Genomic DNA, 24188 nt, shown 5'->3' on the forward strand with positions numbered 1-24188 from the left:
ACTTGTTACCTTTCTGGTAGCTACGCGTCCTGTTTGACCGAAATTGATCAAACGACCGGCGGACGGTGCGTCCAAGCCTCTAACAATCCGTGAAATGAAATCGCCGGTTTGTCCCAGACGGACTAACAAAGGTACCCCGAGCCGGCCCGAACCGGCCTCGAACTGGCCCCATCCCCATTGAAATTATTACGCTTTCTGCGTCGACCGTCAGCGTTTACGACCCGTTAACCACATTCAGCAAGGATCAACTCCAAATCAGAGCCGACTGCCGTCATCGCGTGGCGCGCGCGACGCTCGTTACTAAAGAGTTGATGGAGAACAGGCATGGCCCTCAAGGTCGAGCTCAGGCCGCACGAACGCATCATCGTCGGCAATTGCGTGATTACCAACACCGACCAGCGCGCCCGCCTCCTGATCGACGGCGACAACGTGCCGATCCTGCGCGAGCGCGACATCCTCACGCCGGAGACCGCCAACACGCCGGCCAAGCTGGTCTATCTGGCGGTCCAGCTCATGTACATCTCGCCCGATCCGCAGACCCAGCACGGCACTTACTTCAACCTGGTGCGCGACATCGTCACCGCCGTGCCGAGCGCCTGGCCGATCATCGAGGGCATCAACAACAACATCATGAGCGGCGATCTCTACCGGGCGCTGAAGGATGCGCGCAAGCTGATCGCCTATGAAGACAAGCTGCGGAATCAATACGAGGCCACCCATCCCAAGGATGACGTCAAAGGTGACGTCAGTACCGCGGCCTAAGCGCTTCGCCACATCACAATGGTCAACGCCCTGGACGAGGTCCGGGGCGTGTTCATTTCGGTCGCTCTCGAGCTCACTGTACCGCGAGCGGCGGCGCCTCGGTTTCGATCAGGCCTTGGCCCGATCGCCGCGCGCCGAACTCCAGCACGGCCGATACCAGCGCATCGATGTCGGTCTCATCCGTGCGGTGATTGACGATCGCGGCTCGGATCGCGAAGTTTCCGTCCAGCGTCGTGCTCGACGGCGCCGCAATGCCGGACTCCTGGACGTCGGCGACGATCTCGCGATTGATCGCATCGTCGGCGCGATAGCGGAAGCACACGATGTTGAGATTCACGGGGGCGAGCAATTCCAGCCGCGGCTCCGCGAGCACGCGCGACTCGAGATATCTTGCCAGCGCGCAGCTTCGCGCGATCACCGCGCCCAGCCGGTCGGTGCCGAACGTCTTCAGCGTGAACCAGGTCTTCAGCGCGCGGAAGCCGCGCGACAGATCCGGACCGAGATCGCAGGGCCAGACCGCGCCGGCCGCAAGCCCCCTCGCCTCGCGCCGCAGATAGGCCGCGGGCTGCGCGAACGCCTGCCGATGCCGCTCACCGTCGCGCACCAGCAAGAAGCCGGCGTCATAGGGCACTTGCCCCCATTTGTGGAAGTCGAGCGCGATCGAATCCGCCAGCTCGATGCCGTCCAGCAGCGGCGCGAGCTCTGGTGAGAGTATCGCGAGCGCGCCGAACGCGCCATCGACGTGGAACCAGATCCCCTCCTCGCGGCACAGCGCCGCGAGTGCCTTGAGATCGTCGATCGCGCCGATGTCGACCGTGCCGGCGGAGGCAACGACGAGAAACGGCTTGAACCCGACCTCGCGATCAATCGCGATCTGCGCACGCAGTGCGGCGACATCGATGCGATGATCGGCATCGACGTCGATCTTACGCAGCGCGTCGGTGCCGAGCCCCGCAATGTCCATTGCCCTGGAGATGCAGCCATGCGCGGATTTCGACGTGTAGGCCGTGAGCAGCGCGCCGTCATTGCCGATGCCATGCTGCCGTGCCAGCGCGCCGAGCGCGCTCGAGCGCGCCACCAGCACAGCCATCAGATTGGCCATCGACGTGCCCGTAACGAAGAGGCCGCTGGCGCTCTCCGGGAAAGCGAACAGGGCGCGCATCCAATCGACGATCTGGCGCTCGACCTCGATCGGCATGTGATCCCGCCCGCCGAGATTGGCGTTGAGTCCCGCAGACAACATCTCGGCGAGCATGCCGACGGCGGTGCCGCCACCATGCACCCAACCCATGAAGCCGGGATGGACGTTGCCAGTCGCGTAAGGAGCGACGCTCTCGGAGAATTCGCGATAGACATCGGCGAGATCAGTTGCCCGACGTGGCACGTCGGCCCTGAACTTCGCGCGGATATCGTCGGGGATCGACCGCCAGACCGGACGCGCACGGACGTTTGCAATGCCGTCGATCGTCTCGTCCAGCATGCGATGGGCGAGCGCGCGAAACTCGTTCCAGTCCTGCGGATCGAGCGAATTGCCGGTGACGGCTGCTTGCGTGTTGCGGATGATCTCGTTCATGTTGCACTCCCCTCGCCGGCCCCGGCGTGACGGGCCAGCATGGCCGTGAACGCCGCGAAGATCTTGCGCATCTGCGGCTGCTTGTACGGAAAGACGTCCGGCGAATCCATGTTGTGCACGACCGCGGTGTTGTCGGCCTCGAAGATCAGCAGCTCGCCGTCTTTGTTCTCGGCGCAATCGATCGTGAAATAGTCGAGCCCGACGCGCCCCGACATCTCCCGCAGCGCGCCACGATGACGCGCGGCGAAGACATCGTCGAAGTTGCGCATGAATGCAGCCTCTTCCGCGCGCTTCTCTTCGCTGAACGCCATGTAGGCGTTGAGATACCAGATGTCCCAGCGGTCGGCGATCGCCATGTGGCAGGCGTAGGGTTGGCCGTCGACGATAGCGAGACGATACTTGCGATAGAGCCCGTCGGCGCTCGCATAGTCGACGAAGCGCGCGACGAAGAATTCCTGCTCCTGCCTCTCGGCGAGATAGGCCGCGAGCGATGCGGCGTTGTCGAGCTTCGCCAGTCCCGCGCCGGCATGCGAGCCGCGCGGCCGCGCGATCATCGGAAAATGCAGATCTCCGGTGATGTCCGCGCAGCGGATCGTGCCTTGTGCAAGCGCCGACAATTGCGCGCGCGTGACGTTGACGGTTGCGGGAATGTCGAGACCGGTGATACCCGCGAGCAACCGATGCAGCTTGTCGCGATCCAGATTGGCGATGCGGTCCGGATGATTGAGCAGCGGCCGCGGCCAGCGCGGCGCCGCCTGCTCGATCGCAGCAAGCGCCTCGCGGCACTCCTCGGAATCGGATGCGATGACAATCGCAATGTCGTGATCCGGCAGTGGATCAGGCAAACCGAATCCCTTGACGACGTAGAGCGTCATCAGCTCGATGTCGGAGCCTTCGAGCAGGAATTCGATCGGCGTATTGCCGCCCATGTCGATGGCGGCTGCCAGCGCAAGGACGCGCAGGGCCGGCTTTGTGACCGCGCAGGGCGAGCGAAACAATTGATGAAAGGCGAGCACCTCGGCCTGGATTGCGAGTCCCGCCTCCTTGTCGCCGAGAAGCTGGGCGATCAACGATAGATCGAGTCCTTCGCCGGCCTGCGCAGTGCCTTCCGCGATCCGGGCGACGAGCCGGTCGCGGAGCGGACGCAGATCGACGCCGTCAAAAGCCTGGTGAGTCAGCCGGGCAAAGCCGATGCGATCGGCATAGTTTGGTACGGTCACGCCGATCGGCGCGGAAACGGGATGCTGCATTTCACACCTCGAACACGGACTTGCCCGGCAGAGCCGCGCCGTCCACGCGGCCAAGCAGCAGCTCGATCTTCACCAGGACGTGGGCGATACGATCGAGGACATGCTGCAGATTGCGTTGCACCTGCGCTTCGTCCGCCGACCAGGCATCGGTCACGTTCCGCGCGCCGACGCACAGGCGCCGCGGGCCGCCGCCGGAGGCGAGCAGCGTGTCGAGCGGCGTGAAGACATCGCGCAGGCCATAGCGCGAGCCGCCGCCAAAGAGGCGCTCCGCTGCCTGCCAGCGGGATGCGCCGATGCTCATCCCGAAAGACTCACGCCGCATCGGCCGCCGACGTCGCGGGTGCCGGCGCGAATTGCGAGGCGATGTCGCCGTGGAAGACAGACGGGCCGACATGATCGAGCGAGCTCTGGATGTCGGCCCAGATCTCGCCGCCGATGTCGGTCCAGCGCTTGCAGAAGGCGAAGTCCTCGGAAAGGTAGGTGCCGGTCGCCGGATCGATCATGCATTCGAACAGCGCGAACCGGTTCCGGCTCGCCGCCAGCGTGTCATGCGAATGCTCGCGGAAGAATTGCAAGCCCGCGTAATTCGGATGGCGGCACATCGCCTCCAGTACGTGACGCCGGATCATCAGGAATCCGGTGCCGGCAAAACGCACACGGGTAAAGCCGTTGACCACCACGATGCGGTCGGGATCCTCGATCTCAAGGACATAGTCGAGCGAGGCTGCCGCCACGTCGGTCCGGCCTGCCGTGATCGCTCGCTTGGCCTTGTCCCAGTTGACCCGCTTGATCGGATAGCAGCCGGCGACGACGTCAGCCCCGCATTCGACCAGGCGGAACACCTGCTCGGGCTTGAAGCCGATGTCAGCGTCGACGAACAGGAAGTGCGTCGCCGCGGGATCGTCCAGGAACATCGCGACCAGATTGGCCCGCGCCCGCGTGATCAGCGCATCGCCGTCCCGCAGGAGCACCTTGAGCTCGAGATTGGACATTCCGTGCACGGCACGCTGGAGCGCGAAGATCGAACTCGCATAGATGCTCGAGACCTGCCCGCCGAAGCAGGGCGTTGCTACCACGAGCTGCATCTTATCCGGCATCGACGGCCCCCGCCCCCACCTCAAACCCTCACCAAGAGGTAAACAGGCATGGTTAACGGCGACTTAACGCTCCCTTAAAGGAACTTGACCAGCGAGAGCTGCGCGAGGTTCGCGGTGGTCTGGTAGGAGGCCTGGAGCGCGTTCTGGAGCGCCAGAATTTCGCTCGCCACCTGGTCGGGAGAGGCCGACTCCGCCTGGTCGATAATGCTCTGGAGCTGCGCCTTGGCCTGGGTCTGGCGCGTGGTCGCGTCCTTCATCGTGTTCTGGGCCATCGCGATATCGGTCTGGATGTCCTCGATGCGCTGCTGTCCGGGCTGCTGCGTCAGCGCCTGGGTCGTGCGCAGGCTCAGCGCCGCAACCTGCCCGCTTGAATATTGCCCGGTCGGCGAGGTCGAGAACGTGCCGAACACGGCGATCGCCTGGAGCTGCCGGCGGATCGCGTCCTCATCGGCCTGCGCGCCATATTGCACGGTGATGGAATCGTCGACCCGCGCCATCGCGGTCGAGCGCGGCGAGCCGGGCCCATCATTGCCCTGGTACCATTTCACGGTGTTGGCCGAGCCGTTCACCAACGTCGTCGCCGAGCTTGCTGGCGACGAGCCGACACGCAGCGGCGGCTGCGTTGCCGTGATCGGGGACGAACTGAAGCCAAGCGAGGTCATTGCCGCCGTGTTCGTGCTCGTGATGTTCAGGCTGGCAGCATCGTCGGTGTTGATCGTGATCACGCCGCCATGGATCGTCGATGGCTTCGATGTTCCCGTGATCGAGTCGATCTTGCTCAGCAGGGTCTGGATGCTGTCGGTGACGTTGAGCTGGTTCCCGGTCGCACCTGAATTGACGAATGTCAGCGTGGTCCCGTTCACAGTGATGGTGTTGCCGGCGGTGAAGCCGGGCGAGATCGAATCCGATGGGTTGGTGCCCCACAGCGCCGTCGCGCCCGTGGCCGTGGTCGAAGCCGGCGGTGCGGCCTGATTGGTGACCGCCGTAGTCCCGATCGCTGAACTCGCCGTGTTGAAGAAATTGTCGCCCGCCGTGACGGCGGACGCCGCCACCAACGATGTGTTGGCGAGCTTCTTGATGGCGTCGTTCAACGCCGCGTTGAGATTCGATACCGTGTTGGCTGGGTTGGGCGGAGTGCTCGTGTCGATCGCGAAGCTACCCGTCGGCGTCGGCGTGGCCGTGGACGCAGTCAGGTTGACCTGCTCTGTCGATCCGTCCGGCAGCGTGAACTGAACACTCAGCTTGTCGCCGTTGCTCGGATTGGTGCCGTTAAGATTGATCGAGAACGACACCGGCGAGCCGCTCGGGCCGGTGAGCGTTGCACCCGTCAGCGTCGAGGAGACCGCCGCGATTTTCAGGCCGAACGGCGAGGTGGCAGAATCTTCCGCCACCGTGATCGAACTCCCAGTCTGCGTCTGCACCAGCCGTCCCATGCCGTTGGCACCGAGGTCGGCCGCCTGTCGCTCGGCCATCACAGTCTTCAGCCCCGCCTGTGTCGTGGTGCCATTGATGATGATGCCCGCGTCCGCGACCGACTGTGTATTGACGGCCGTTCCGGAGAACAGATAGCGATTGCCCGACTGCGTGTTGAGCACGCCGACCATCGAGCCGAACTGGGCGGCAGCGGTGTTCTGCGCGATGGTCTGTCCGTTGACGTTGAGATCCTGCGCGGTGTTAGCCGAGCCCGTCTGCACCGTATTGCGGATCGTCGTCAGCGACTGAAGCGCCGTGTTGGCGAGGTTGATGTTGACGTTGACGTTGGTGATCGTGTCGGTATAGGCGCCGATGTTGGAAAGCTGTGCGCGCGAGGCGATGGCAAAGCCTTCGTTGGTGCCCATGCCCGAGTAATTCTGCGACAGCTTGCCCGTGGAGAGCTGCGTCGACAGGTCGGTGAGCTGCTGATTGATGTTGCGGATCTGCGCGCCGAGGACCGACGAGGAGTAGTTGATACTGCTGATCGACATCTTTCAGAGCCCTGTACTGGTTACACTTGAGCCTGGATCAAGGTGTTCATCATGCTCTGCACCACCGACATGACGTGGGCGTTGGCGGCGTAGGCGTTCTGGAGCTGGATCAGGTTCGACATCTCCGAGTCGAGGTTGACGCTGGAGGTCGAGTTGAACTTGGCCTGGAGCGTCGACACCACGACACTCTGCCCTTGCTGGAGCTGGGTCGCCTGCGTCGACGCGTTGCTCTGAACGCTGAGGAACTGCTGGAGGTAGTTCGAGACGCTGCCGGTGAAAGGCTGGCTCGCCGAGCCGAGGCCGGTCTGCGGTGAATATGAGAACACCGCCGTGGTGAGCTGCGAATAGAGATAGTCCGAGCGGGTGGTGTCGCCGGCCGGCGTCACCGGCGAGGTGCTGTAGACCGACAAGCGGGTCGGATCGGCGGCCAGTGACGTGTTCACCGCGATGCGTCCGGCAAGGCCCGTCATTTGCGAGCCGGATGCGGTGATGGCGCCTGTATACAGCGCCTGGCCACCGTCGGTGAACAGCGGCAATTGCGGATTGCCCGAGGTCAGCGACGAGATCGTCTTGGTGCTGGACGAGGAATTGACCTTGGCGAGGCCGGTGTTGTCGTCCGTGATCCGCAGCGTCGTGGCGGTGGCCGGCGATGGCGCAGCCGAGAACGTCAGATGTGAGCCGGCAAGCGCGGTGTTGAGCGCGGAGGCGATCGCGCCCATGCCGCCGGAGAAGTTCACACCAACCCGCATCGGGTTGGCATTGGTGGCGTTCTGGAGCGGCAGCGCCGCCGGATCGGTGACGTTGACCAGCGTGATCTGGCGCTGGGTGTTGGTCGTCGTGTCTGTGTAGGTGATGTTGACGGTGTTGCCGGGCTGCGCACCGGCGAGGTCGACGTCGAAGCCCGCCGGCGGGCCGGAAACCGTGCTGCCGGCCGTGGTCTTGTCGGAGAGCGCGCTCGCCATCGTCGCAGCGAGCTGGTCGATTTGGTTCTGCGCCTGCACCAGGGTCTGGTCGCGCAGCTTCAGATCGGCCGCGATCTGGCCCGAGGAGACCACGTTGTTGGCGACGACGTCGACCTGCGAGCCGTTCGGCAGCCTGATGTTGAACGCACCGACGCCGGACTTGGCCGGATCGGTATTGTAGAGCGAGGTCGCCCCGAGCGCGCCGGCCGACGCGAAGGAGAATTGCGAGGCGAGCCCGGCGCCGACGAGCTGGATGCCGGTGTTGGTGAAGATGTTGGCCTGGTTCGAACCGTCGGTGACGACGCGGACGTCGACGTATTTCGACAGCGTATTGATGGCCTGGTCGCGCTGATCCATCAACGTCGCGGCGGACGGATCGTTCGCCGACAGGCCCTGGAGCTTGGTGTTGATGTCGGCGATCTTCTGCATCGCCGCGTTCGCCTGCTGCGCCGAGGTGCCGAGATCCTGCTCGACGTTCGAGCGCAGCGACTGGATACCCTTGGTCGTGACGTTGAGCTGCTGTGCCAGCGTCTGTGCCGCACCGAGAGCGACCGTCTGAGCCGACGAGGAACCTGCGCTTGTCGACAGCGCCTGCAGCGCCGAGGTGAAATTGTTCAGCGCAGTTTCGAGCGTTCCGTCATTGCCGGGCGTGCCGTAGACATTCTGAAGCTGCTTCAGAATGTTGGCCATCTGGTCGGCATAGCCGCTGCCGCCGGTCTCGGTGCGGAGCTGATTCAGCACATAGGTGTCGAGCTCCCGGCTGACGCCGGTCGTCATCGCCGTCGAGCCGAAGTCGCCGGTGGTGACCTCGATCTGGTTCGGCGTCTGGACGACGTAACCCGGCGTCTGCGAGTTGGCGACGTTCGAGGAGACGATCGAGAGCGCGGCCTGGTTGGCACGCAGGCCGCTCATCGCGCTGGCAAGGGCTGAACTCAAACCCATGTTGACTGGCCGCCTTTGGTTACGTCACGCGCCGATCAGCGCAACACGTTGAGGAGGTCCTGCACCATCGAATTCGCCGTCGTGATCACCTTGGTGTTGGCCGAATAGGCCTGCTGGGTCACGATCAGCTTGGTGAATTCGTCGGCGATGTCGGTGTTGGATCCTTCCAGCGACGAGCCGCTGATGGTGCCGGATGCGCCGGCGATGGCCGGGCCCGACTGGTCGGTTACCGCGTAGGCGCCGCCGTCGAGCGCCTTCAGGTAGTTGGTGCCGTTGAAGTGCGACAGCGTCACCGCGGCGAGGTCGAGGTTCTGGCCGTTGGAGAAGGTGCCGACCACGAGGCCGTTGTTGTTGACGGCGACCGAGCGGAGCTGACCGGCGGCGTAGCCGTTCTGCGTGATGGTGTTGATCGTGACCGCGCCGCTGGTGCTGGCATATTGCGTCAGCCCGCCGGAAGAGATGTTGAAGGCGACCGAGCCGAGCGACTGACCGCTGACGACAACGTTGTTGATGGTGATGCCCGAGCCGCTCGGCGACGTCAGCGAGCCGTCGCTGGCGAAGGTGAAAGCCTGTCCAGTGTTGACCCAGCCGACCGTCGTGCCGGTCGCGTTGGGGTCGGTCTGGTAGAACAGGTTCCAGGTGTCGGAATGACCTGCGCCGAGCGAGGCGCTGTCGGTCTTGGCCCAGCGCAGTTGCAGGTTCACCGGCGTACCGGCGGCGTTATATGCGGTCACCGCACCACCGCTGATCGACTCCTTGGTGAAGGTGGCGATATCGTTGCCGATCACGGTGCCGGTGCCGGCGGTGCCGCCGCCGTCGCGGTTCTTGCTGATGGACGAGGTGAATCCGAGCGCAGCGAAGGCTGCGCTGTTAGAACTGGACACTGTCAGGTTAGAGGCGGTGCCGGTGTTCAGAGTGATCACGCCGGCGCTGCTGATCGAGGAGCCCGATGCGCCGCTGAGCGCGTCGATCTTGCCGAGCAGCGTTGTGATGTTGTCGGTGACGTTGATCTGGTTCGGGCCGGATGCACCCGAAGCCACGAAGGTCAGCGTCTGACCGTTCACCGTGATGGTGTCGGCGGGAGGTCCTGCCGAGAAGCCCGATGAGAGCACTTCCGCACCGCCGGCGGTCGCGGTGCCGCTGAGTACCGTCGCACCAGTGATGGCGGGCGTGGACAGCACGTTGCCGCCGCGGGTCACGCTACTGATACCGAGCGCGGTGGCCGCCGTGCCGCTGCCGATCGCCACGTCGGTGCCGGTGCCGGTCGAGATCTGGATGTTGCCACTGGCGCTTAGCGACGCCGTGACGCCGGCGCCGCCGGCGGTCTGGATCGCGTTCAGGATATCGGACACCGTGGCCGTCGTACCCGCGCCGAGACCGATCGTGGTGTTGCTGCCGACCGTCGAGACGGTGGTGCCGGCGTTGAAGGTGATCGTATTGCCGTTGATGGTCAGCGTCTGGCCACTCAGCGCGGTGAGGATACTGGAGGCGAGATGCGTGCCCGCGGAGTTATCGAGGGAGGTGGTTGTGGAGGCTACCGCCGAGGAATTGTTCTGGAGCGCAACCGTGCCCGTTCCGGTCGTTGACGAGTAGGCCGAGCGGACGTTGCCAGTCGCGGCTGCGCCGGAGACCGTCGCATTCGTATAGGGCGCCGGCGGCGTACCCACCGGCAGCGGGTTGGCGGAGAAGTCCGACGGGTTGAGCCCGCCGGCCGCGAGCAGCGATCCGCTCTGCGCCGTTGAGCTTGCCACCGTGTTCGGCTGGGTCGGCAGGTTCGCCGCGTATTGGATTGCGGTCGTCGCCTGCGCCGGGATGAAGTTGTTCTGGAATTGCAGCACCGTCGGCACGTTACCGAGCGGGTTGCCGGTCTTCGGGTCGACCGCGACGCCCATCAGGTAGTAACCGGCGCCGTTGACCAGATTGCCATTGGCATTGACCTGGAAGTCGCCGCGGCGGGTGTAATAGGTGACGCCGTTGAACACCGGCACGTTGTCGACGACACCGCTCGCCTTCTGTACCGAGAAGAAGCCGTCGCCGGTGATCGCCATGTTGGTGGCGACGCTGGAGGCCGAGATTGTGCCTTGCGTCGTGATGGTCGCCTGCGCATGCGCAGTGACGCCGCCGGCGACCTGCTTGCTCGGCACGGAGGAGTCGGGGATGAGATCCTCGAAGCTGGTCCCGATGCCCTTGTAACCGGTGGTGGATGAGTTCGCGATGTTGCCGGAAATGTTCTGAAGCGCATAGGACTGCGCCTGCAGGCCACCCACCGAGGTGTTCATTGCATCGAAGATACCCATAACTTTGTCTCCAAATCCGATCTCGGCGGCCGGTCGACCCATGGCCGCAGTCGAAAGGAGACGTCGCAAGGCCTATGCCAATGCGGTATCTTAAGGAAATCAATGGCTTAAATAGTGATGCCCCGGCCGAATGACCGGGGCACAATTGCCGGGCCGGCAACAATTGCCGGGATCCGACCTACGTCGCGGACGGCGTCGCCGGGTGGAAGACCAGCCCGAAACCGTCGATGCAGTAGCGCAGTCCGGTCGGCTTCGGACCATCGTCGAAGACATGGCCGAGATGGCCGCCGCAGCGGCGGCAATGCACCTCGGTGCGGACCATGCCGTAGGTCCGATCTTCGGTCTTGCCGACATTGCCCTCGATCGGCTGGTAGAAGCTCGGCCAGCCCGTGCCGCTCTCGAACTTGGTGTCGGACGAGAACAGCGGCAGGTCGCAGCCGGCACAGGCAAAGACGCCTTTGCGGTGCTCCTTCAGAAGCGGGCTGGAGCCCGGCCGCTCGGTGCCATGGTTACGCAAGATTTCGTATTGCTGCGGCGTGAGTTGGGCACGCCACTCGGCCTCGGTCTTCTCGATCTCGAACTTTTCCGCGGCCTTCTCACCGGCCTCGGCAGGTGATGCTCGCAGCCAGCGGAGGGCCGAAAGGCCGAACAGGCCGGCGACAGTCGTCAACAGGATGCGGCGGTCAAACATCTCTTTCTCCGTGCGCTGGCCAAGTCCACGCGCTGAGATACGGGTTCTAACGGCCGACGTTACACCGTCAGGCGGAGATTTTTCTCAACTTATTGCGAGAGAGGTTCCTCCTCCCCGGCCCTGCTGCCTGCCACTGGTGCCCGTTCCGGCGGGGCGGCAGGCCGCACCGGCGGGTGCTCTGGGCGCGGACGCCGCGGACCCGTACCGGCGGCCCGGTTGGCTTCGGCGAGCCGCTGCTCCCGCTCGCGTTCCTTGACCCGCGCCTTTTCGCGATAGCGCGCAAGCGAACCTGCGGCGCTGGAACTCGCCCTGGTCCAAATCCCGACGAGCTGGCCCGCAACCCTTCCCGTCGCGCCTCCCGCCCACACCAGTTCGAACGGCGAGAACAGCCGCCAGCGCTCGTCTCCCCTCAGGATGCTACGCGCAATCAATTGTCCGGCCATGGCCGAGGTGTTCATGCCCTGGCGGCCAAAACCGCTCGCCACCCACAGACCTTTGCGCAGCTCACCGATCTGCGGCATGCCGTGCACGGTCTGTCCGGTGGCACCGCCGAACATGTCGGCGATCTCGACATTGCCGAGCTCGGGGAAGATGGTCCGGATCCGCCGCCTGACGGCGCCAGCGAAACGCTGCGGGCGTGCGGCCCAGGTGGTTTCCGGGCTCTCCCACATCAGCCGGTCGCCATCGACGATGCGGAAATGGTCGATGCCGTCGGAATCCATCACCGAGCCCTTGAATGCGATGATGTCATGGATGCGCTCGCCGAGCGGCGCGGTGATCCCGGCATAGCGCGACACCGGCAGCAACGTCTCCGACAAGCGCTTCAATGGCGCGCCAAGATGGATGTTTCCCGCGAGCACGATGTGAGTGGTGCGCAGCCGCGCCGACGGTGTGACGATGCGCTTGCGGATACCGGAATGATCGATGCTGACCACCGGCGTATCCTCGAAGATGCGCGCACCCGCCCGCCGCGCCAACGCCGCAAGACCATGCACATATTTGCGCCCGTCGACCTGGAATGCCCTCGGATAGTACACGCCGTGGAAATACCGATCGGTCCCGAGCACGTCGCGGACGCGATCGACCTGCCAGCCCTCGACTTCCGTGTCGAAATCCTCATTGAGCATCTGCAAGCGGCTGATCAGCCGGTCGCCGGCATCGACATTGGATACTTCCAGCACGCCGTCGCTAACGCCAATGCCCGGCATGTTCGCCTCGGTGGCATTGGCGCGAACGAACTCGGCCCCCTCCTTCGACAGCGTCCACAATTCGCGCGCGTCCTCGAACCCGATGCGCTCGACCAGCTCGGCAAGCGGCAGCGCGAAGCCCGGCATCACCGTGCCGAGCTGGTTGCCCGAGGCGTTCCAGCCGACGTGACGCCCCTCGAGCACGGCGACGCTGGCGCCGAGCCGGGCCGCCTCCAGCGCCACGGAAAGCCCGGCGAGACCGGCGCCGATGACACAGATGTCGGCGTCGAGATCGAACGTCAGCCGCTCGCGCTCACGAAAGCCGGCTTCTTCTTTCTGGGACATGCTTGTGAAAGTCTCGCTCATGCCGTTTTCTTAAAGGACCGATCCGGCGCTTGTCACCTTGTCCGCAACCGGCGTCTGTAGATTATCCAGGACGCGTAATGATTCGAGAATGCCATGCGCCGTTTGATGCTGCTGCGTCACGCCAAGACCGAGACTGACGCACCCAGCGGCCGTGACCGGGATCGCCGGCTCGACGACCGCGGCCACAGGGATGCGGCGCAAATGGGGGACTGGCTGGCCGCCCATCCGCCGTTCCCCGAGGTCGTGCTGGTGTCTCACGCCGTCCGGGCGAGGCAGACCTGGGACATTGCCTGGGAGACGATGAAGGACCGCGTCGCGGCGCCGCAGGTCGAAATCCTGCCGGAACTCTACGGCGCCGATCCGGCGCAGATCCTGGATTCAATTCGCACTGCAACCGCGCCCGCCGCCCCCAGGCGGCTGATGCTGATCGGCCATAATCCCGGCATGCATGAGGTCGCCCTGATGCTGATGGGCGGCGGCGATCCGGCCGGCGCCAAGGCGCTCGCCCACAACCTGCCTACCGCGGGACTTGCGATCTTCGACTTTGACGTCAAGGATTGGGAAGACGTGGCCTACCGCCGCGGCAAGCTGGTGCTGTTCGTCAGCCCCAAGCTGCTTCGACTGGGATGAGACGCGCGGGCGCCGTCTCGACCGGTTGATCCAGCTTGATCAACAGGGAGGCGCAGATGTTCAAGTCCATTCTCGTGCCCATCGACCTCGCCGACACCGATCTGGCAAAGCCGGCGATTGCGACCGCGGCGACGCTGTCGCAGACTTGGAGCGGAACGATACGGCTGCTCAACGTGCTGCCGATGACGCCGGTTATGCTCGCCGAATATGTGCCGGCGGATTTCGACGAGCAGCAGCGCCAGACCTCGGAAGAAGCGCTCGCCATCGTCGCGCGCGAGTCCGGCATCGAGCCGGCGCGCATCTCCAGCGTGGTGCGCCAGGGCGGCATCTATCACGAAATTTTGGAGGAAGCGGCCCACATGAAGGCCGATTTGATCGTCATGACCTCGCACCGGCCGGCGATGCGCACCTATTTCCTGGGCTCAAATGCCGGGCATGTCGTGCGCTACGCCAAGTGCTCGGTGCTGGTCGTACGGCACTAACCTTCGCGCCTATTCCGTCATTGCGAGCGCAGCGAAGCAATCCAGACTGCCGCCGCGGAACGATTCTGGATTGCTTCGCTGCGCTCGCAATGACGATGGTCAGGCATTTCACGCCTCTCGATAGGTCATCACGCCCGGGCGTATTCCGGGCATGATGGTCGTCGAAACACCCTTACAGATACCGCGTCAGCTCGGCTTTGACCTGTCCGTAGACGGCGTCCTCGATCTGGCAGCGCGTGATCCCGATGTCGCGCAGCGCGCGGTCGTCGAGCTCGTTCAGCGTCTTGATGGCGGAGCGGCGCTCCAGGCGCTCGAACAGCGCATAGGCGCCGCTGGCAAGCGCGCGGAAAAATCCGCCCGATGAGGATGGGCGTAAATTCTGCCCGGCAGTTTGCGAGATCGTGGTCATTGTTCTTCTCCGGCGTAGCGTCCCGCGCGGCGCAGCCGATGCCGTTGGCGCACACGCCTGGCGAGGCGCCTGCACCTTTGTGCCCTCGGATTGCTCTCGCACTCCTCGGCTCAATCGCGGAACTTGATGGAACTTAAATGCTCCAGTACAATTCTCGGTGCAAGGAAAACATTGCTCTCGGTGCAATAATGTCCAAGTTCGAGTATGTGAAGCTGGCCGACGCCATTGCGGCCGATATCTCTAACGGGACGTTAAGACCGGGCGACCGGCTGCCGCCGCAGCGCAATTTTGCCTATGACCGCGGCATTGCGGTCTCGACCGCGAGCCGGGTTTATACCGAGCTGCTGCGCCGCGGGCTCGTGGTCGGCGAGGTCGGCCGCGGCACCTTCATCTCCGGCGACGTCAAGCGCGAGATCGAAGTGATGAGCGAGCCGCGCGACGCACGCATCGATTTCGAGGTCAACTATCCGCTGCTGCCGCAGCAGTGGGCGATGATCGCCAAGAGCCTTGCGGGACTGGAGCGCATCGACGCGCTCGAATCCGTGCTGCGCGCCTCGACCAGCACCGGCACGAAGAGCGCGCGCAATGCCGCGGCCGCCTATCTCGCGCGCAAGGAGTGGACGCCGCAGGCCGACCAGATCGTCTTTACCGCCAACGGCAAGCAATCGATTGCCGCTGCGCTCGCCGCACTCGTGCCGACGGGCGGCCGTTGCGGCGTCGAGGCCCTTACTTACCCCTACGTCAAGAGCATCGCGGCACGGCTCGGGGTCACCCTCGTCCCGATCGCGATGGACGAGTACGGCGCGCGTCCCGACGCGGTCCAGAAGGCGCATCGCGAGGCGCATCTCACCGCGCTGTACATCCAGCCCACGATCCATAATCCGCTCGGCGTCACCATGAATGCGGCGCGACGCGCCGACATCATGCGCGTCGCCGAGAAGCTCGACCTCACCATCATCGAGGACACTGTCTACGGCTTCCTCGCCGACGAGACGCCGCTGGCCGCGCTCGCCCCGGACCGCTGCCTCGTGCTCGACAGCCTGTCCAAGAAGGTCGCTCCGGGTCTCGCGCTCGGCATCCTGGTCGCGCCACCTCGCCTGCGCGAGAGCGTGATGAGCGCGGTCCGGACCGGCGGATGGATTGCCTCGGGCCATGCGCTCGCAGCCGGGCAACGGCTGATGGCCGACGGCACGGTCGCCGAGCTGACACGGCTGAAGCGCATCGACGCCACACGACGCCAGCAGGCTGCAGCGCGGCATCTCGCCGGCTATCAGATCTCGGCCGACACGCGCTCGTATCATCTGTGGCTCACGCTGCCGCCGCATTGGCGCTCGCAGACCTTCGTCGCCGCAGCAGCCCGGCGCGGCATCGCGCTGACGCCGTCCTCGACGTTTGCGATCGCGCATGGTCACGCGCCGAACGCCGTGCGGCTCGCCCTCGCACCGCCCTCGCCCGAGCAGCTCGATGCCGGCCTGCGCACGATTGCCTCCCTGCTCGGCACCAAGGAAGAGGATTTCGACTCGACGGAGTAGCGCGAGTGCCTTCGCCGCTCAGCCTTGCGGCCATTCCGCGATAAAGCCCCTCGCCTTGTACGGCTCGATCTTGTCCCATTCGTGCAGGATGCGGCGGCGGAATTCGGCATCGGTGTGCCAGAGCGCGCGCGGAGTTGGAAAGCTGTCGACTGTGAGCAGCATCTTCGTAACATCCGGCCAATGCCGGTGCAGCGTCATCGGGTAGCGCCGCGCGGTCCAGGTGTTGCCGAGGCAGATCACGCTGCGGATGTTTTGCAGTCCCAGCGCCGCGTCGATGATCGGCAGCGAGAGAATCACGTTCTCGCCGGTGTTCATCGCGCGATGTTCCTCCAGGATCCGGTCCGCCGGAATGCCTGCCGCGGCCATCGCCGCCTTGATGATCGTGCACTCGGATTGCTCCGAGCCCGGCGTCACGCCGCCGCTGACAATAGACCAGCGGAAATAGCCGTCGCGCCAGAGCCGCGCGGCGGCCTCGACGCGCAACGCGACGTCCTCGCGCGTGCCGAACATGAACACCAGGTCGGCCGGCAAGAGTGGCGTATCGATCAGATGGGTCCGGTTGATCTCGGCGACCTCATCGGCCGTCGGCACGCGGGTGCTGCGATCCATGGCTGACATGGTCGCACGATGCGACACCGTCGCCCGGTCGCGAAGTCACGTTTGATTGCGGCCGGTTGCAGGCCTAGGCAGCAAGGACTGCGGCAGACGATCGAAAGTATAGGTCCGCGGCTGGTTGCGCCGCACGAAGCCGCCGATCTGCCAGGTGAAGAAGCCGGCGAAGCCGATGACGAACAGTGCGCCGGCGAATTCGCCGACCATGAGCGCACGGATCAGGAGCCCGGCCATCGCCACCGCCAGCATCGCCAGAAGCGCAAGCGCCGCCGCATAGGTTTTGCGCCCGAGCCCTGCCGTCAGCACCGCGCGGCTGCCGGCTTTCGCCATCCGCGCATGCAATTCCACGATGAAGTCGCGATAGCCATTGTCCTGCGGCGCCATCAGGGCCGCGCTCTGCCAGCTCGTCGACAGGATCGCGATGCGGCCGCCGCCCGCACGGCTGACATCTGCGCGGAAGCGGCGCTGCTGCATCGACACCGGACGGAACGACAGCCGGATCGCGCTGATCTCGTCATAGCGCCACAGGCCGGAGCGGCCGGCGATGTGCCAGGACAAGCCCTCGTCCGTCAGTTCGAAGCGGTGCGCCGAGTCGATCAGCGAGGCTTTGTAAGCGTAGCTTGTGACTGAAGCGGCCTGCACCTCGGAAACCTGCATCTTGTTGACCGATCCCGTCCGCGATCGGCTTGCGCGATCGCCCCCCGCCATCCTACAAGCGAGGCATGGCTGAGACGATCTTTTTTCCGCGCCGTCTGATTCTCGGGGCTGCCGTGATCTCCGGCGTGCTGCTCGCGCTCGCGGTGCACGTGCTGGGAGCGCGCTACGGGCTCGACCTCGGCGGCCTCTGGCGCTCGGACACGCACGAATTCATGCCGGCGGGTGCGGCGATCGCCTGGTGGCTGATTGCAACGGTCGGCTTTTCCGGCGGCTACTTCACCGCCACGCTGATGCACAGCGCCGTTTCCGGCCAGATCCCGCAGCGGATGCGGCAGTTCCTGATCGCGGTCGGCGTGCTTCTGCTTGCCGGTGCGGGCCAGGCGGCGTCCGCGCCGAGCACGATCTCGACCGCCTCCGCCGTGCTTGCGGGCCTTGCCGCGCTCAGCCTCGGCGCCGTGATGGCATTTTGCGGCGCGCATTTCGCGCTACGCCGCGGATAACCCTTACGCCGAGGCGCGCAGCCGCGGCCGTTCCAGCATCATCGCCACGTCGGAGGCCGGCCTCGGCTTGCTGAACAGATAACCCTGCGCCTGGGTGCAGCCTTCACGCCGCAGCAGTTCGAGCTGCGCGTCGTTCTCGACACCTTCCGCCGTGGTCACGATGCCGAGGCTTCGCCCCAGGCCCGTCACGGCGCGGATGATCGCCATGGAGTCCTCGCGGGTCGCAAGCTCCGACACGAAGGAGCGGTCAATCTTGATCTTGTCGAACGGGAAGCTGCGCAGATAACTCAGCGAGGAATAGCCGGTGCCGAAATCGTCGAGCGAGATCCGCACGCCCTTGGCGCGCAGCTCGTGCAGGATGGCAAGCGTCGCCTCGCTGTTCTGGAGCAGGACGGACTCGGTGATCTCGAGTTCGAGGCGACGCGCCGCAAGTCCCGACGATTCCAGTGCGTCGACGACGGATGCAATCAGGTTCGGGCTCTTGAACTGGACCGGCGACAGGTTGACGGCGACGCCGATATCGTCCGGCCAGGTCGCCGCATCCGCGCAGGCGCGACGCAGCACGAGCTCGCCAAGCTGCACGATCAGTCCGGTCTCCTCGGCCAGCGGAATGAAGCTAATGGGCGAGATCAGGCCGCGCTGCGGATGGTTCCAGCGCAGCAGCGCTTCGAAGGCGACGACGCGATCGCTGGCGACGTCGCGGATCGGCTGGTAGTGGACCTCGAACTCGCTCCGTTGCAGCGCCGCGCGCAAATCCATTTCCAGAAGGCGCCGCGCCTGCGCGCGCGCATCCATGCCTGCCTCGAAGAAGCGATAGGTGCCGCGGCCGTCCGCCTTGGCGCGGTACAGCGCCAGGTCGGCATTCTTCAACAGCTCGTCCGGATTGCTGCCGTCCTGCGGCGACAGCGATATGCCGATCGAGACACCGATCACGATCTGATGATCGGCAATCTCGTAGGGCGCGGAGATCACCTCGACGAGGCGGCCGGCGAGGACCGTCGCGGCGGCCTCTTCCGACCGGCCGAGCTGGACTACGGCGAACTCGTCGCCGCCGAGACGCGCCACGGTGTCGTTCTCCCCGACGCAGGCGGCGAGCCTGCGGCCGACCTGCTGCAGCAGCGCATCGCCGATCGGATGACCGAGGGAATCGTTGATGTCCTTGAAGTGATCGAGATCGAGGCAGAGCACCGCGAGCTGATCGTTCGCCTTCGCCACGCGAAGCCCCTGCTCCAGCCGCTCGTGGAACAACATGCGGTTCGGCAGATTGGTGAGCGCATCGTGGCGTGCCATGTGCGAGATCTTCGCCTGCGCCTCGAGCCATTCAGTGATGTCCTCGAAGGTCGCGACCCAGCCGCCGCCCTGCATCGGCTGGTTGACGACGCGGATCGAGCGGCCGAACCGCTTGGCGACATCGGTCGTGGTACGGCCGCCGCGGGCGTCCTCCACGAGACGCGCGAAGAACTGGTCGGGATCGCCGTTCCACTGACCCTTGGCCTGCTCTTCCTTCAAGACATCGAGGAGCAGGCGGCCGGTGAGCTGCATGTCGGAGCGGCGCAGCATCGCCGCATATCGCTCGTTGAACAGCAGGATCTTGCCCTCGGAATCGAACATGCACAGCCCCTGCGACATGTTCTCGAGCGCGGTGTCCAGCACGACCTGCTGACGTCCCAGCTCACCCTTGGCGCGGCGGTCGAGCAGCGCTGCCACGAGCGCAATCGCGATGATCGCGACCGCAGCGCTGGCGGTGAGGAAGGACATCGAAGCCGGCGGGATCGACAACCCGCCGATCGCGCGCGCGGGATCGGGCGTCAACTGCACCGCGCCCATGGCCGTGAAATGATGTGAGACGATGGCGACGGTCAGCAGGACTGTCGCGCCCAGAGCGTCGGACAGGCTGTCGCTTCGTCCAGCGACGAACAAGGCAAGCGATCCGAAAATGATGCCGAGCAGGATCGATACCGTCACGGTGCCGGTCGCCCAACTGATATCCGCGGGGATATCGAGCGCCATCATGCCGGTATAGTGCATCGCTGCCACGCCGCCACCGACGACGGCGCCGCCAACCGCGACCAGTGGACGGCGCGTGGTCGACACCGAGATGCTCAGCCCGATGAAGGTGACGGCGATCGCAAAGATGAGCGAGAGGAGCGTCACTGGAATGTCGTAGGCGCCCGCGGCGCCGGGACCATAGGCCAGCATCGCGATGAAATGCGTTGCCCAGATGCCGCCGCCGGCGACAGCAGCGTCGAGCGTGATCCACGCCACACGGGCCCCTCCGTGCGCCGCGCGCGCCCGGTGAAACAGGCTGATCGCCGCCGCGCTGGCGAGCAGGCACACCGCGCCGCCGAGCGCGACGAGGCGCCAATCATGCTCGTCGGTGAGACAGTAAAGAACTTGGTACATGGCCAGCCCCTGTTGGACCTGCACTTGAGCCCACAGAGGTGGATAGTCGGTAACCGGCTACAAATCGGTTTCCGAAATGGTGAACAGAGAATGTGTGCGCTCGCTCACATTGTTCATGCACGCGGCGATGCGCCGAGTCCGATCACGGCCGCCGCAAGCAGCAGCACGGCGGCTGAAACGAGCAGCGACAGATGCAGGCCCGCCATGAACGCGCCTTCGCCCGCGACCAGGGAGCCGAACAGCGCGACGCCCAGCACGCTACCGGTCTGCCGCGTCGCGTTAAGGACTCCGGCGGCAATGCCGGAGCGGACCTTCTCCACACTGCCCAATAAGGTCGAGGTTAACGGTGGCACGAGCAGCCCAAGCCCGCCGCTGATCGCGATGAGCTGCGCGCAGATCGCCCAGTAGCTCGTCCCGGCGCCGATCCAGAGCAGGCCGATGCAGCCGAGCGCCGAAATGCAGGTGCCGACGACGATCGTCGGGCATGGGCCGATGCGCTCGGCCACGCGCGGCGCCAGCAGGTTGACCGGCAGCACGGCGCCCATCATCGGCACGAAGGCGAGCCCGGTCCACCACGCCGACAGCCCATTGATCCTCTGAAAGTACAGGCTGAGCACGAAGATCAGGCCGTAGATCGCAACGTTCACAAGAAGGCCGACGAGCGAGGTCAGTGCGAACAGCCGATGGCAGAACAGCGACAGCGGCAGCATCGGCTGCGCTGCGCGGCTCTCCTGCCATACGAACAGTCCTCCGAGGATCGCGGCCGCGGCGAAGGCTCCGAACACGGCGGGATGGGCCCAGCCGAGCGCGCCGGCTTCGATGATCGCACCGGCGAGTGCACCCAGCGCGCCGATCGCAGCGAGTTGGCCGGGCAGGTCGATCTCGCGCGAGGGGGCGCGCGTAGTCTCGTCGGCATAGCGCCAGGTCAGCCACAGGCCCATCACGCCGATGGGCAAATTGACCAGAAAGATCGCGCGCCAGCCGACCAGCGTAATCAGGCCACCGCCGATGAAGGGGCCTGCGGTGAGCGCCAGGCTCGCGCCGGCGGCCCACACCGCAACAGCGCGTCCGCGCGCGCGATCATCCGCGTAGGCATGGTTCAGCAGCGCCAGCGAATTCGGCACCAGGATCGCCGCCGCCAGTCCCTGGACCAGCCGCGCCCCGATCAGCACGGCCGCATTGGGCGACAGCGCGCAGGCGAACGAGGCCGCGGTGAAGATGGCGAACCCTGCCATGAAGATGCGCTTGGCGCCGATGCGGTCGCCGAGCGCGCCGGCGGTCAGGATGAAGGCCGCAAAGGCGATGGTGTAGGCGCTGACCACCCATTGCAGTTCGGCGACACCGCCGCCGAGCGTCTTGCCCATCTCATCGAGCGCGGTATTGACGATAGTGACGTCGAGCTGCACCACGCCATAGCCGAGACTCATGGCAGCAAGCGTCAGTAAAGACGCGGCTTGCGCGTTCCGTGCGTTCCTTGTCTGCGGCAACGATTGCAGCTCGAGAGATTTTACCGGCATGATCCACCTCGATGTTTGCGGGTGAACGCAGCCATTAGGCTTCCGTTGCGTGATCATGCTTCGGCTCTGATCGAAGCATTGCCGCGCGACGAATCGTATCTTTCAGCAGAAAGCATCGAAGTCTCGGCCCTGCTCGCCACGCAGGCCGGATCCCCATGGTGACATGGGAACAGCGCGAGATTGCTTCGTGTTGATCCCCTCAATTCTCTTCAAGGCAGCGAAGTCATGGCAAGAGTTGGCAACACCTCGATTCCGTCAACGGCAAGATGGGAGTTCGGCAAGAGCGCAACCGTCGTTGCGGTCGCCTGCATGATCGGCGCACTGTTCGCCGGCAGCACGATCGCAACCCCGCTCTACGTCATCTACAAGCAGCAGTTTGGTTTCTCCCAGATCACGTTGACCTTGATCTATGCAGTTTACGTCGTCGGAAACCTGACCGCGCTTCTGGTGTTTGGCCGGATCTCCGACGAGATCGGACGCCGGCGCGCTGCGGCCATTGCCATGGGTATCGCCATCGTGGGCGCGCTCGTGTTCCTGTTAGCGCGCGGGGTTGCCTCGCTTTACGTTGCACGGGTGCTGAGCGGCCTTGCGATCGGGATCGGCGCAGGAACCGGCACTGCGTGGCTTGCGGAACTGATCGCCGAACAGGATCGTTCGCGCGCCACCGTGATCGCGACGGTCGCGAACTTCACCGGCCTTGGTCTCGGCGCGTTGGTTGCCGGTCTGCTGGCCGAATATGTCGCGCTTCCGCTGCGAATGCCGTTCGTTGCTTATCTCGCAACGCTGGTCGTGGTCGCGGCACTTCTTGCCTTTGCCCGCGAGACCGTGGAGCGGCCGCTCGGTACATTCGCCCGGGTGTCGATACGGCCGCGTGCGAGCGTCCCATCATCCATCCGGTCCCGGTTCGTCGCGCCGGCGGTGACCGGTTTCGGCGCCATGGCCCTCGTCGCCTTCTTCGCCGCGCTCGCTCCGAGCGTGCTCGCGAACGAGCTGCACGAAGCCAGCCACGCCGTTGCAGGAGCGATCTTCCTCGAGCTTGCGGCCGCCGTGGCCCTCGTCATCGCCCTGACCCGCTCGCTGTCGAGCCGCACCGCGATGCTGTGGTCGCTCGGTCTCATGCTGCCGAGCCTTGCGCTGCTCGTGATCGCACAGTTCATGGAGTCGCTGGGCATCATGATCGCGGCCACCGCGACCTGCGGAGTGGCGGCGGGCCTCGGCTATCGCGGCAGCCTGCAGGTGGTAAACCAGATCGCGCCCGATGATCGGCGCGCCGAGGTGGTCTCGGCCTATTTCATCTGCTGTTTCCTCGGCAACGCGCTTCCGGTCATCGGCATCGGCATCCTCTCGACCCTGATCAGCTCGACCGTGGCGAGTCTGGTCTTTGCCGTGACCATCGCAGTCTTTGCGGTGGTCGCACTGGCGTTTGGGCTGAAATACCAGGTCGAGTAGGCGCAGCCGCAAAAAGAAACGCTGCACGGGACGCGCGGCGTTTTCCTGACAAAAGGCATCTCGCCTCAGCTTGCCGCGCGCAGGTTCACTTTGCTCTCGGCGAGTGAGGTCAGCTTCTTGTCGGTCGCCTTCTCTTCCTCGAGCGTCTTGGCGAGAACCGCTGCGCAGTCGTTGCGGCCGAGCTGCTTGGCCCAGGCGATCAGGCTGCCATAACGCACGATCTCGTAGTGCTCGGCAGCTTGCGCTGCGTTGATCAGGGCCGCGTCGAGCACCGCCTTGTCGGCGACTTCGCCGGCCGTGTCATCGGTCTCTTCGATGATCCCGTCGATCGCTGGGCAGTCGATCGCCTTCACGGCGACGCCGTGCATCCTGAACACTTCCTCAAGACGCGTGACGTGCTGCTTTGTCTCTTCCAGATGCGTCAAAAAGCCCTGCTTCAACTGTGGATCGGTGGCCCTATTGGCCATTTTGGGCAGCGCCTTGGTGAGTTGCTGCTCGGCGTAATAGATGTCCTGGAGCTGATGCACGAACAGGTCGTTCATGGTTTTGATATCTTTTGTGAACAGTCCCATCGTTCCAATCCTCGGGAGTTTGGGAACAGGACGGCGCGGGCTTGCACGCAAGGCCTATCCCGCCATGTTCGATTGCTGATGCGGCGCTAACCGGCACATTGCGCCGACGTTCCGAAAAAGCTCGCATTCGTTTGCGCTGGAACAATGCCGGCGGAAGGCCCGCGACTCAAATCCTTAACGGACCGCAATGTGTAGCACGTATGACAAAAGCGGCCGGGTCAGATGGAGAACCCATCCTTGTCAAGGGCTGCACAAGTCGACGTTTTTGCCCTAATGGATTAGATCATGCCTAGCGATCCGCGCCCCACTCTTGGTAGCGATCGCGCCCCGATCA

The 24188-nt window shown here is 64.8% G+C and carries 21 protein-coding genes; 6 read left to right on the plus strand and 15 right to left on the minus strand.

What is annotated here, in order from left to right; translation table 11 throughout:
- Positions 1 to 324: 324 nt before the first annotated feature.
- Entirely contained in the window at positions 325 to 762 is a 438-nt protein-coding gene (gene flbT / locus MTR72_RS30660; RefSeq protein WP_280969913.1) for a flagellar biosynthesis repressor FlbT, read from the plus strand.
- Positions 763 to 835: 73 nt separating this feature from the next.
- Here the strand turns inward: flbT and MTR72_RS30665 are convergent, their stop codons facing one another.
- The 9 genes from MTR72_RS30665 to MTR72_RS30705 form a co-directional block, all read right to left on the minus strand.
- Positions 836 to 2335: a pyridoxal phosphate-dependent decarboxylase family protein gene (locus MTR72_RS30665; RefSeq protein ID WP_341511667.1), complete on the minus strand. Its 1500-nt coding sequence runs from the start codon at positions 2333 to 2335 to the stop codon at positions 836 to 838.
- Positions 2332 to 3585 (minus strand): ATP-grasp domain-containing protein, encoded by a 1254-nt coding sequence (locus MTR72_RS30670; protein ID WP_341511668.1) that lies wholly within the window; start codon positions 3583 to 3585, stop codon positions 2332 to 2334. Before MTR72_RS30670 ends, MTR72_RS30665 begins: the two co-directional genes overlap by 4 nt.
- A gap of 1 nt (position 3586) precedes the next feature.
- The gene (locus MTR72_RS30675; RefSeq protein WP_445819649.1) at positions 3587 to 3907 is read right to left on the minus strand and encodes a hypothetical protein; all 321 of its coding nucleotides are present in this window, start codon (positions 3905 to 3907) and stop codon (positions 3587 to 3589) included.
- Complete coding sequence (locus MTR72_RS30680; protein WP_341511670.1) at positions 3897 to 4682, minus strand: hypothetical protein; 786 nt, start codon at positions 4680 to 4682, stop codon at positions 3897 to 3899. The genes MTR72_RS30675 and MTR72_RS30680 overlap by 11 nt, the downstream gene beginning before the upstream one ends.
- A 74-nt stretch (positions 4683 to 4756) precedes the next feature.
- Entirely contained in the window at positions 4757 to 6646 is a 1890-nt protein-coding gene (locus tag MTR72_RS30685) for a flagellar protein (RefSeq protein WP_341511671.1), read from the minus strand.
- Between the two features lie 20 nt (positions 6647 to 6666).
- A complete protein-coding gene (gene flgK / locus MTR72_RS30690; protein WP_280969907.1) occupies positions 6667 to 8550 on the minus strand; it encodes a flagellar hook-associated protein FlgK in 1884 nt (627 codons plus the stop codon).
- Positions 8551 to 8585: 35 nt separating this feature from the next.
- Positions 8586 to 10847 carry a flagellar hook-basal body complex protein gene (locus MTR72_RS30695; protein ID WP_341511672.1) on the minus strand — a complete coding sequence of 754 codons (2262 nt, stop codon included), beginning with the start codon at positions 10845 to 10847 and terminating at the stop codon, positions 8586 to 8588.
- Positions 10848 to 11025: 178 nt separating this feature from the next.
- Positions 11026 to 11538 carry a peptide-methionine (R)-S-oxide reductase MsrB gene (gene msrB, locus MTR72_RS30700; RefSeq protein ID WP_280969905.1) on the minus strand — a complete coding sequence of 171 codons (513 nt, stop codon included), beginning with the start codon at positions 11536 to 11538 and terminating at the stop codon, positions 11026 to 11028.
- Between the two features lie 89 nt (positions 11539 to 11627).
- Complete coding sequence (locus MTR72_RS30705) at positions 11628 to 13091, minus strand: NAD(P)/FAD-dependent oxidoreductase (protein WP_341511673.1); 1464 nt, start codon at positions 13089 to 13091, stop codon at positions 11628 to 11630.
- Positions 13092 to 13184: 93 nt separating this feature from the next.
- Between MTR72_RS30705 and MTR72_RS30710 the strand changes: the two genes are divergently transcribed.
- Both MTR72_RS30710 and MTR72_RS30715 read left to right on the plus strand, forming a co-directional pair.
- The gene (locus MTR72_RS30710) at positions 13185 to 13721 is read left to right on the plus strand and encodes a SixA phosphatase family protein (RefSeq protein ID WP_280969903.1); all 537 of its coding nucleotides are present in this window, start codon (positions 13185 to 13187) and stop codon (positions 13719 to 13721) included.
- Between the two features lie 56 nt (positions 13722 to 13777).
- The gene (locus tag MTR72_RS30715) at positions 13778 to 14203 is read left to right on the plus strand and encodes a universal stress protein (protein ID WP_280969902.1); all 426 of its coding nucleotides are present in this window, start codon (positions 13778 to 13780) and stop codon (positions 14201 to 14203) included.
- Positions 14204 to 14375: 172 nt separating this feature from the next.
- Here MTR72_RS30715 and MTR72_RS30720 read toward each other — a convergent pair whose 3' ends face one another.
- Entirely contained in the window at positions 14376 to 14612 is a 237-nt protein-coding gene (locus MTR72_RS30720) for a DUF1127 domain-containing protein (protein WP_341511674.1), read from the minus strand.
- A gap of 188 nt (positions 14613 to 14800) precedes the next feature.
- Between MTR72_RS30720 and MTR72_RS30725 the strand changes: the two genes are divergently transcribed.
- Positions 14801 to 16144 carry an aminotransferase-like domain-containing protein gene (locus MTR72_RS30725; protein WP_341511675.1) on the plus strand — a complete coding sequence of 448 codons (1344 nt, stop codon included), beginning with the start codon at positions 14801 to 14803 and terminating at the stop codon, positions 16142 to 16144.
- 18 nt (positions 16145 to 16162) lie between these two features.
- Here MTR72_RS30725 and MTR72_RS30730 read toward each other — a convergent pair whose 3' ends face one another.
- On the minus strand, positions 16163 to 16762 hold the full coding sequence (locus MTR72_RS30730; protein WP_341511676.1) for a YdcF family protein: 600 nt from the start codon (positions 16760 to 16762) through the stop codon (positions 16163 to 16165).
- A 36-nt stretch (positions 16763 to 16798) separates the two neighbouring features.
- The gene (locus MTR72_RS30735) at positions 16799 to 17413 is read right to left on the minus strand and encodes a hypothetical protein (protein WP_341511677.1); all 615 of its coding nucleotides are present in this window, start codon (positions 17411 to 17413) and stop codon (positions 16799 to 16801) included.
- 65 nt (positions 17414 to 17478) lie between these two features.
- Between MTR72_RS30735 and MTR72_RS30740 the strand changes: the two genes are divergently transcribed.
- Positions 17479 to 17913 (plus strand): hypothetical protein, encoded by a 435-nt coding sequence (locus tag MTR72_RS30740; protein ID WP_341511678.1) that lies wholly within the window; start codon positions 17479 to 17481, stop codon positions 17911 to 17913.
- A 3-nt stretch (positions 17914 to 17916) separates the two neighbouring features.
- Here the strand turns inward: MTR72_RS30740 and MTR72_RS30745 are convergent, their stop codons facing one another.
- On the minus strand, positions 17917 to 20316 hold the full coding sequence (locus MTR72_RS30745) for a bifunctional diguanylate cyclase/phosphodiesterase (protein ID WP_341511679.1): 2400 nt from the start codon (positions 20314 to 20316) through the stop codon (positions 17917 to 17919).
- A 113-nt stretch (positions 20317 to 20429) separates the two neighbouring features.
- Entirely contained in the window at positions 20430 to 21833 is a 1404-nt protein-coding gene (locus tag MTR72_RS30750) for an MFS transporter (RefSeq protein WP_341511680.1), read from the minus strand.
- Positions 21834 to 22058: 225 nt separating this feature from the next.
- Between MTR72_RS30750 and MTR72_RS30755 the strand changes: the two genes are divergently transcribed.
- Positions 22059 to 23282: an MFS transporter gene (locus MTR72_RS30755; RefSeq protein ID WP_341511681.1), complete on the plus strand. Its 1224-nt coding sequence runs from the start codon at positions 22059 to 22061 to the stop codon at positions 23280 to 23282.
- 65 nt (positions 23283 to 23347) lie between these two features.
- Here MTR72_RS30755 and MTR72_RS30760 read toward each other — a convergent pair whose 3' ends face one another.
- The gene (locus tag MTR72_RS30760) at positions 23348 to 23854 is read right to left on the minus strand and encodes a YciE/YciF ferroxidase family protein (RefSeq protein WP_341511682.1); all 507 of its coding nucleotides are present in this window, start codon (positions 23852 to 23854) and stop codon (positions 23348 to 23350) included.
- Positions 23855 to 24188: the final 334 nt, after the last annotated feature.

The sequence above is a fragment of the Bradyrhizobium sp. ISRA442 genome (genome assembly GCF_038085055.1).
GTDB lineage: Bacteria > Pseudomonadota > Alphaproteobacteria > Rhizobiales > Xanthobacteraceae > Bradyrhizobium.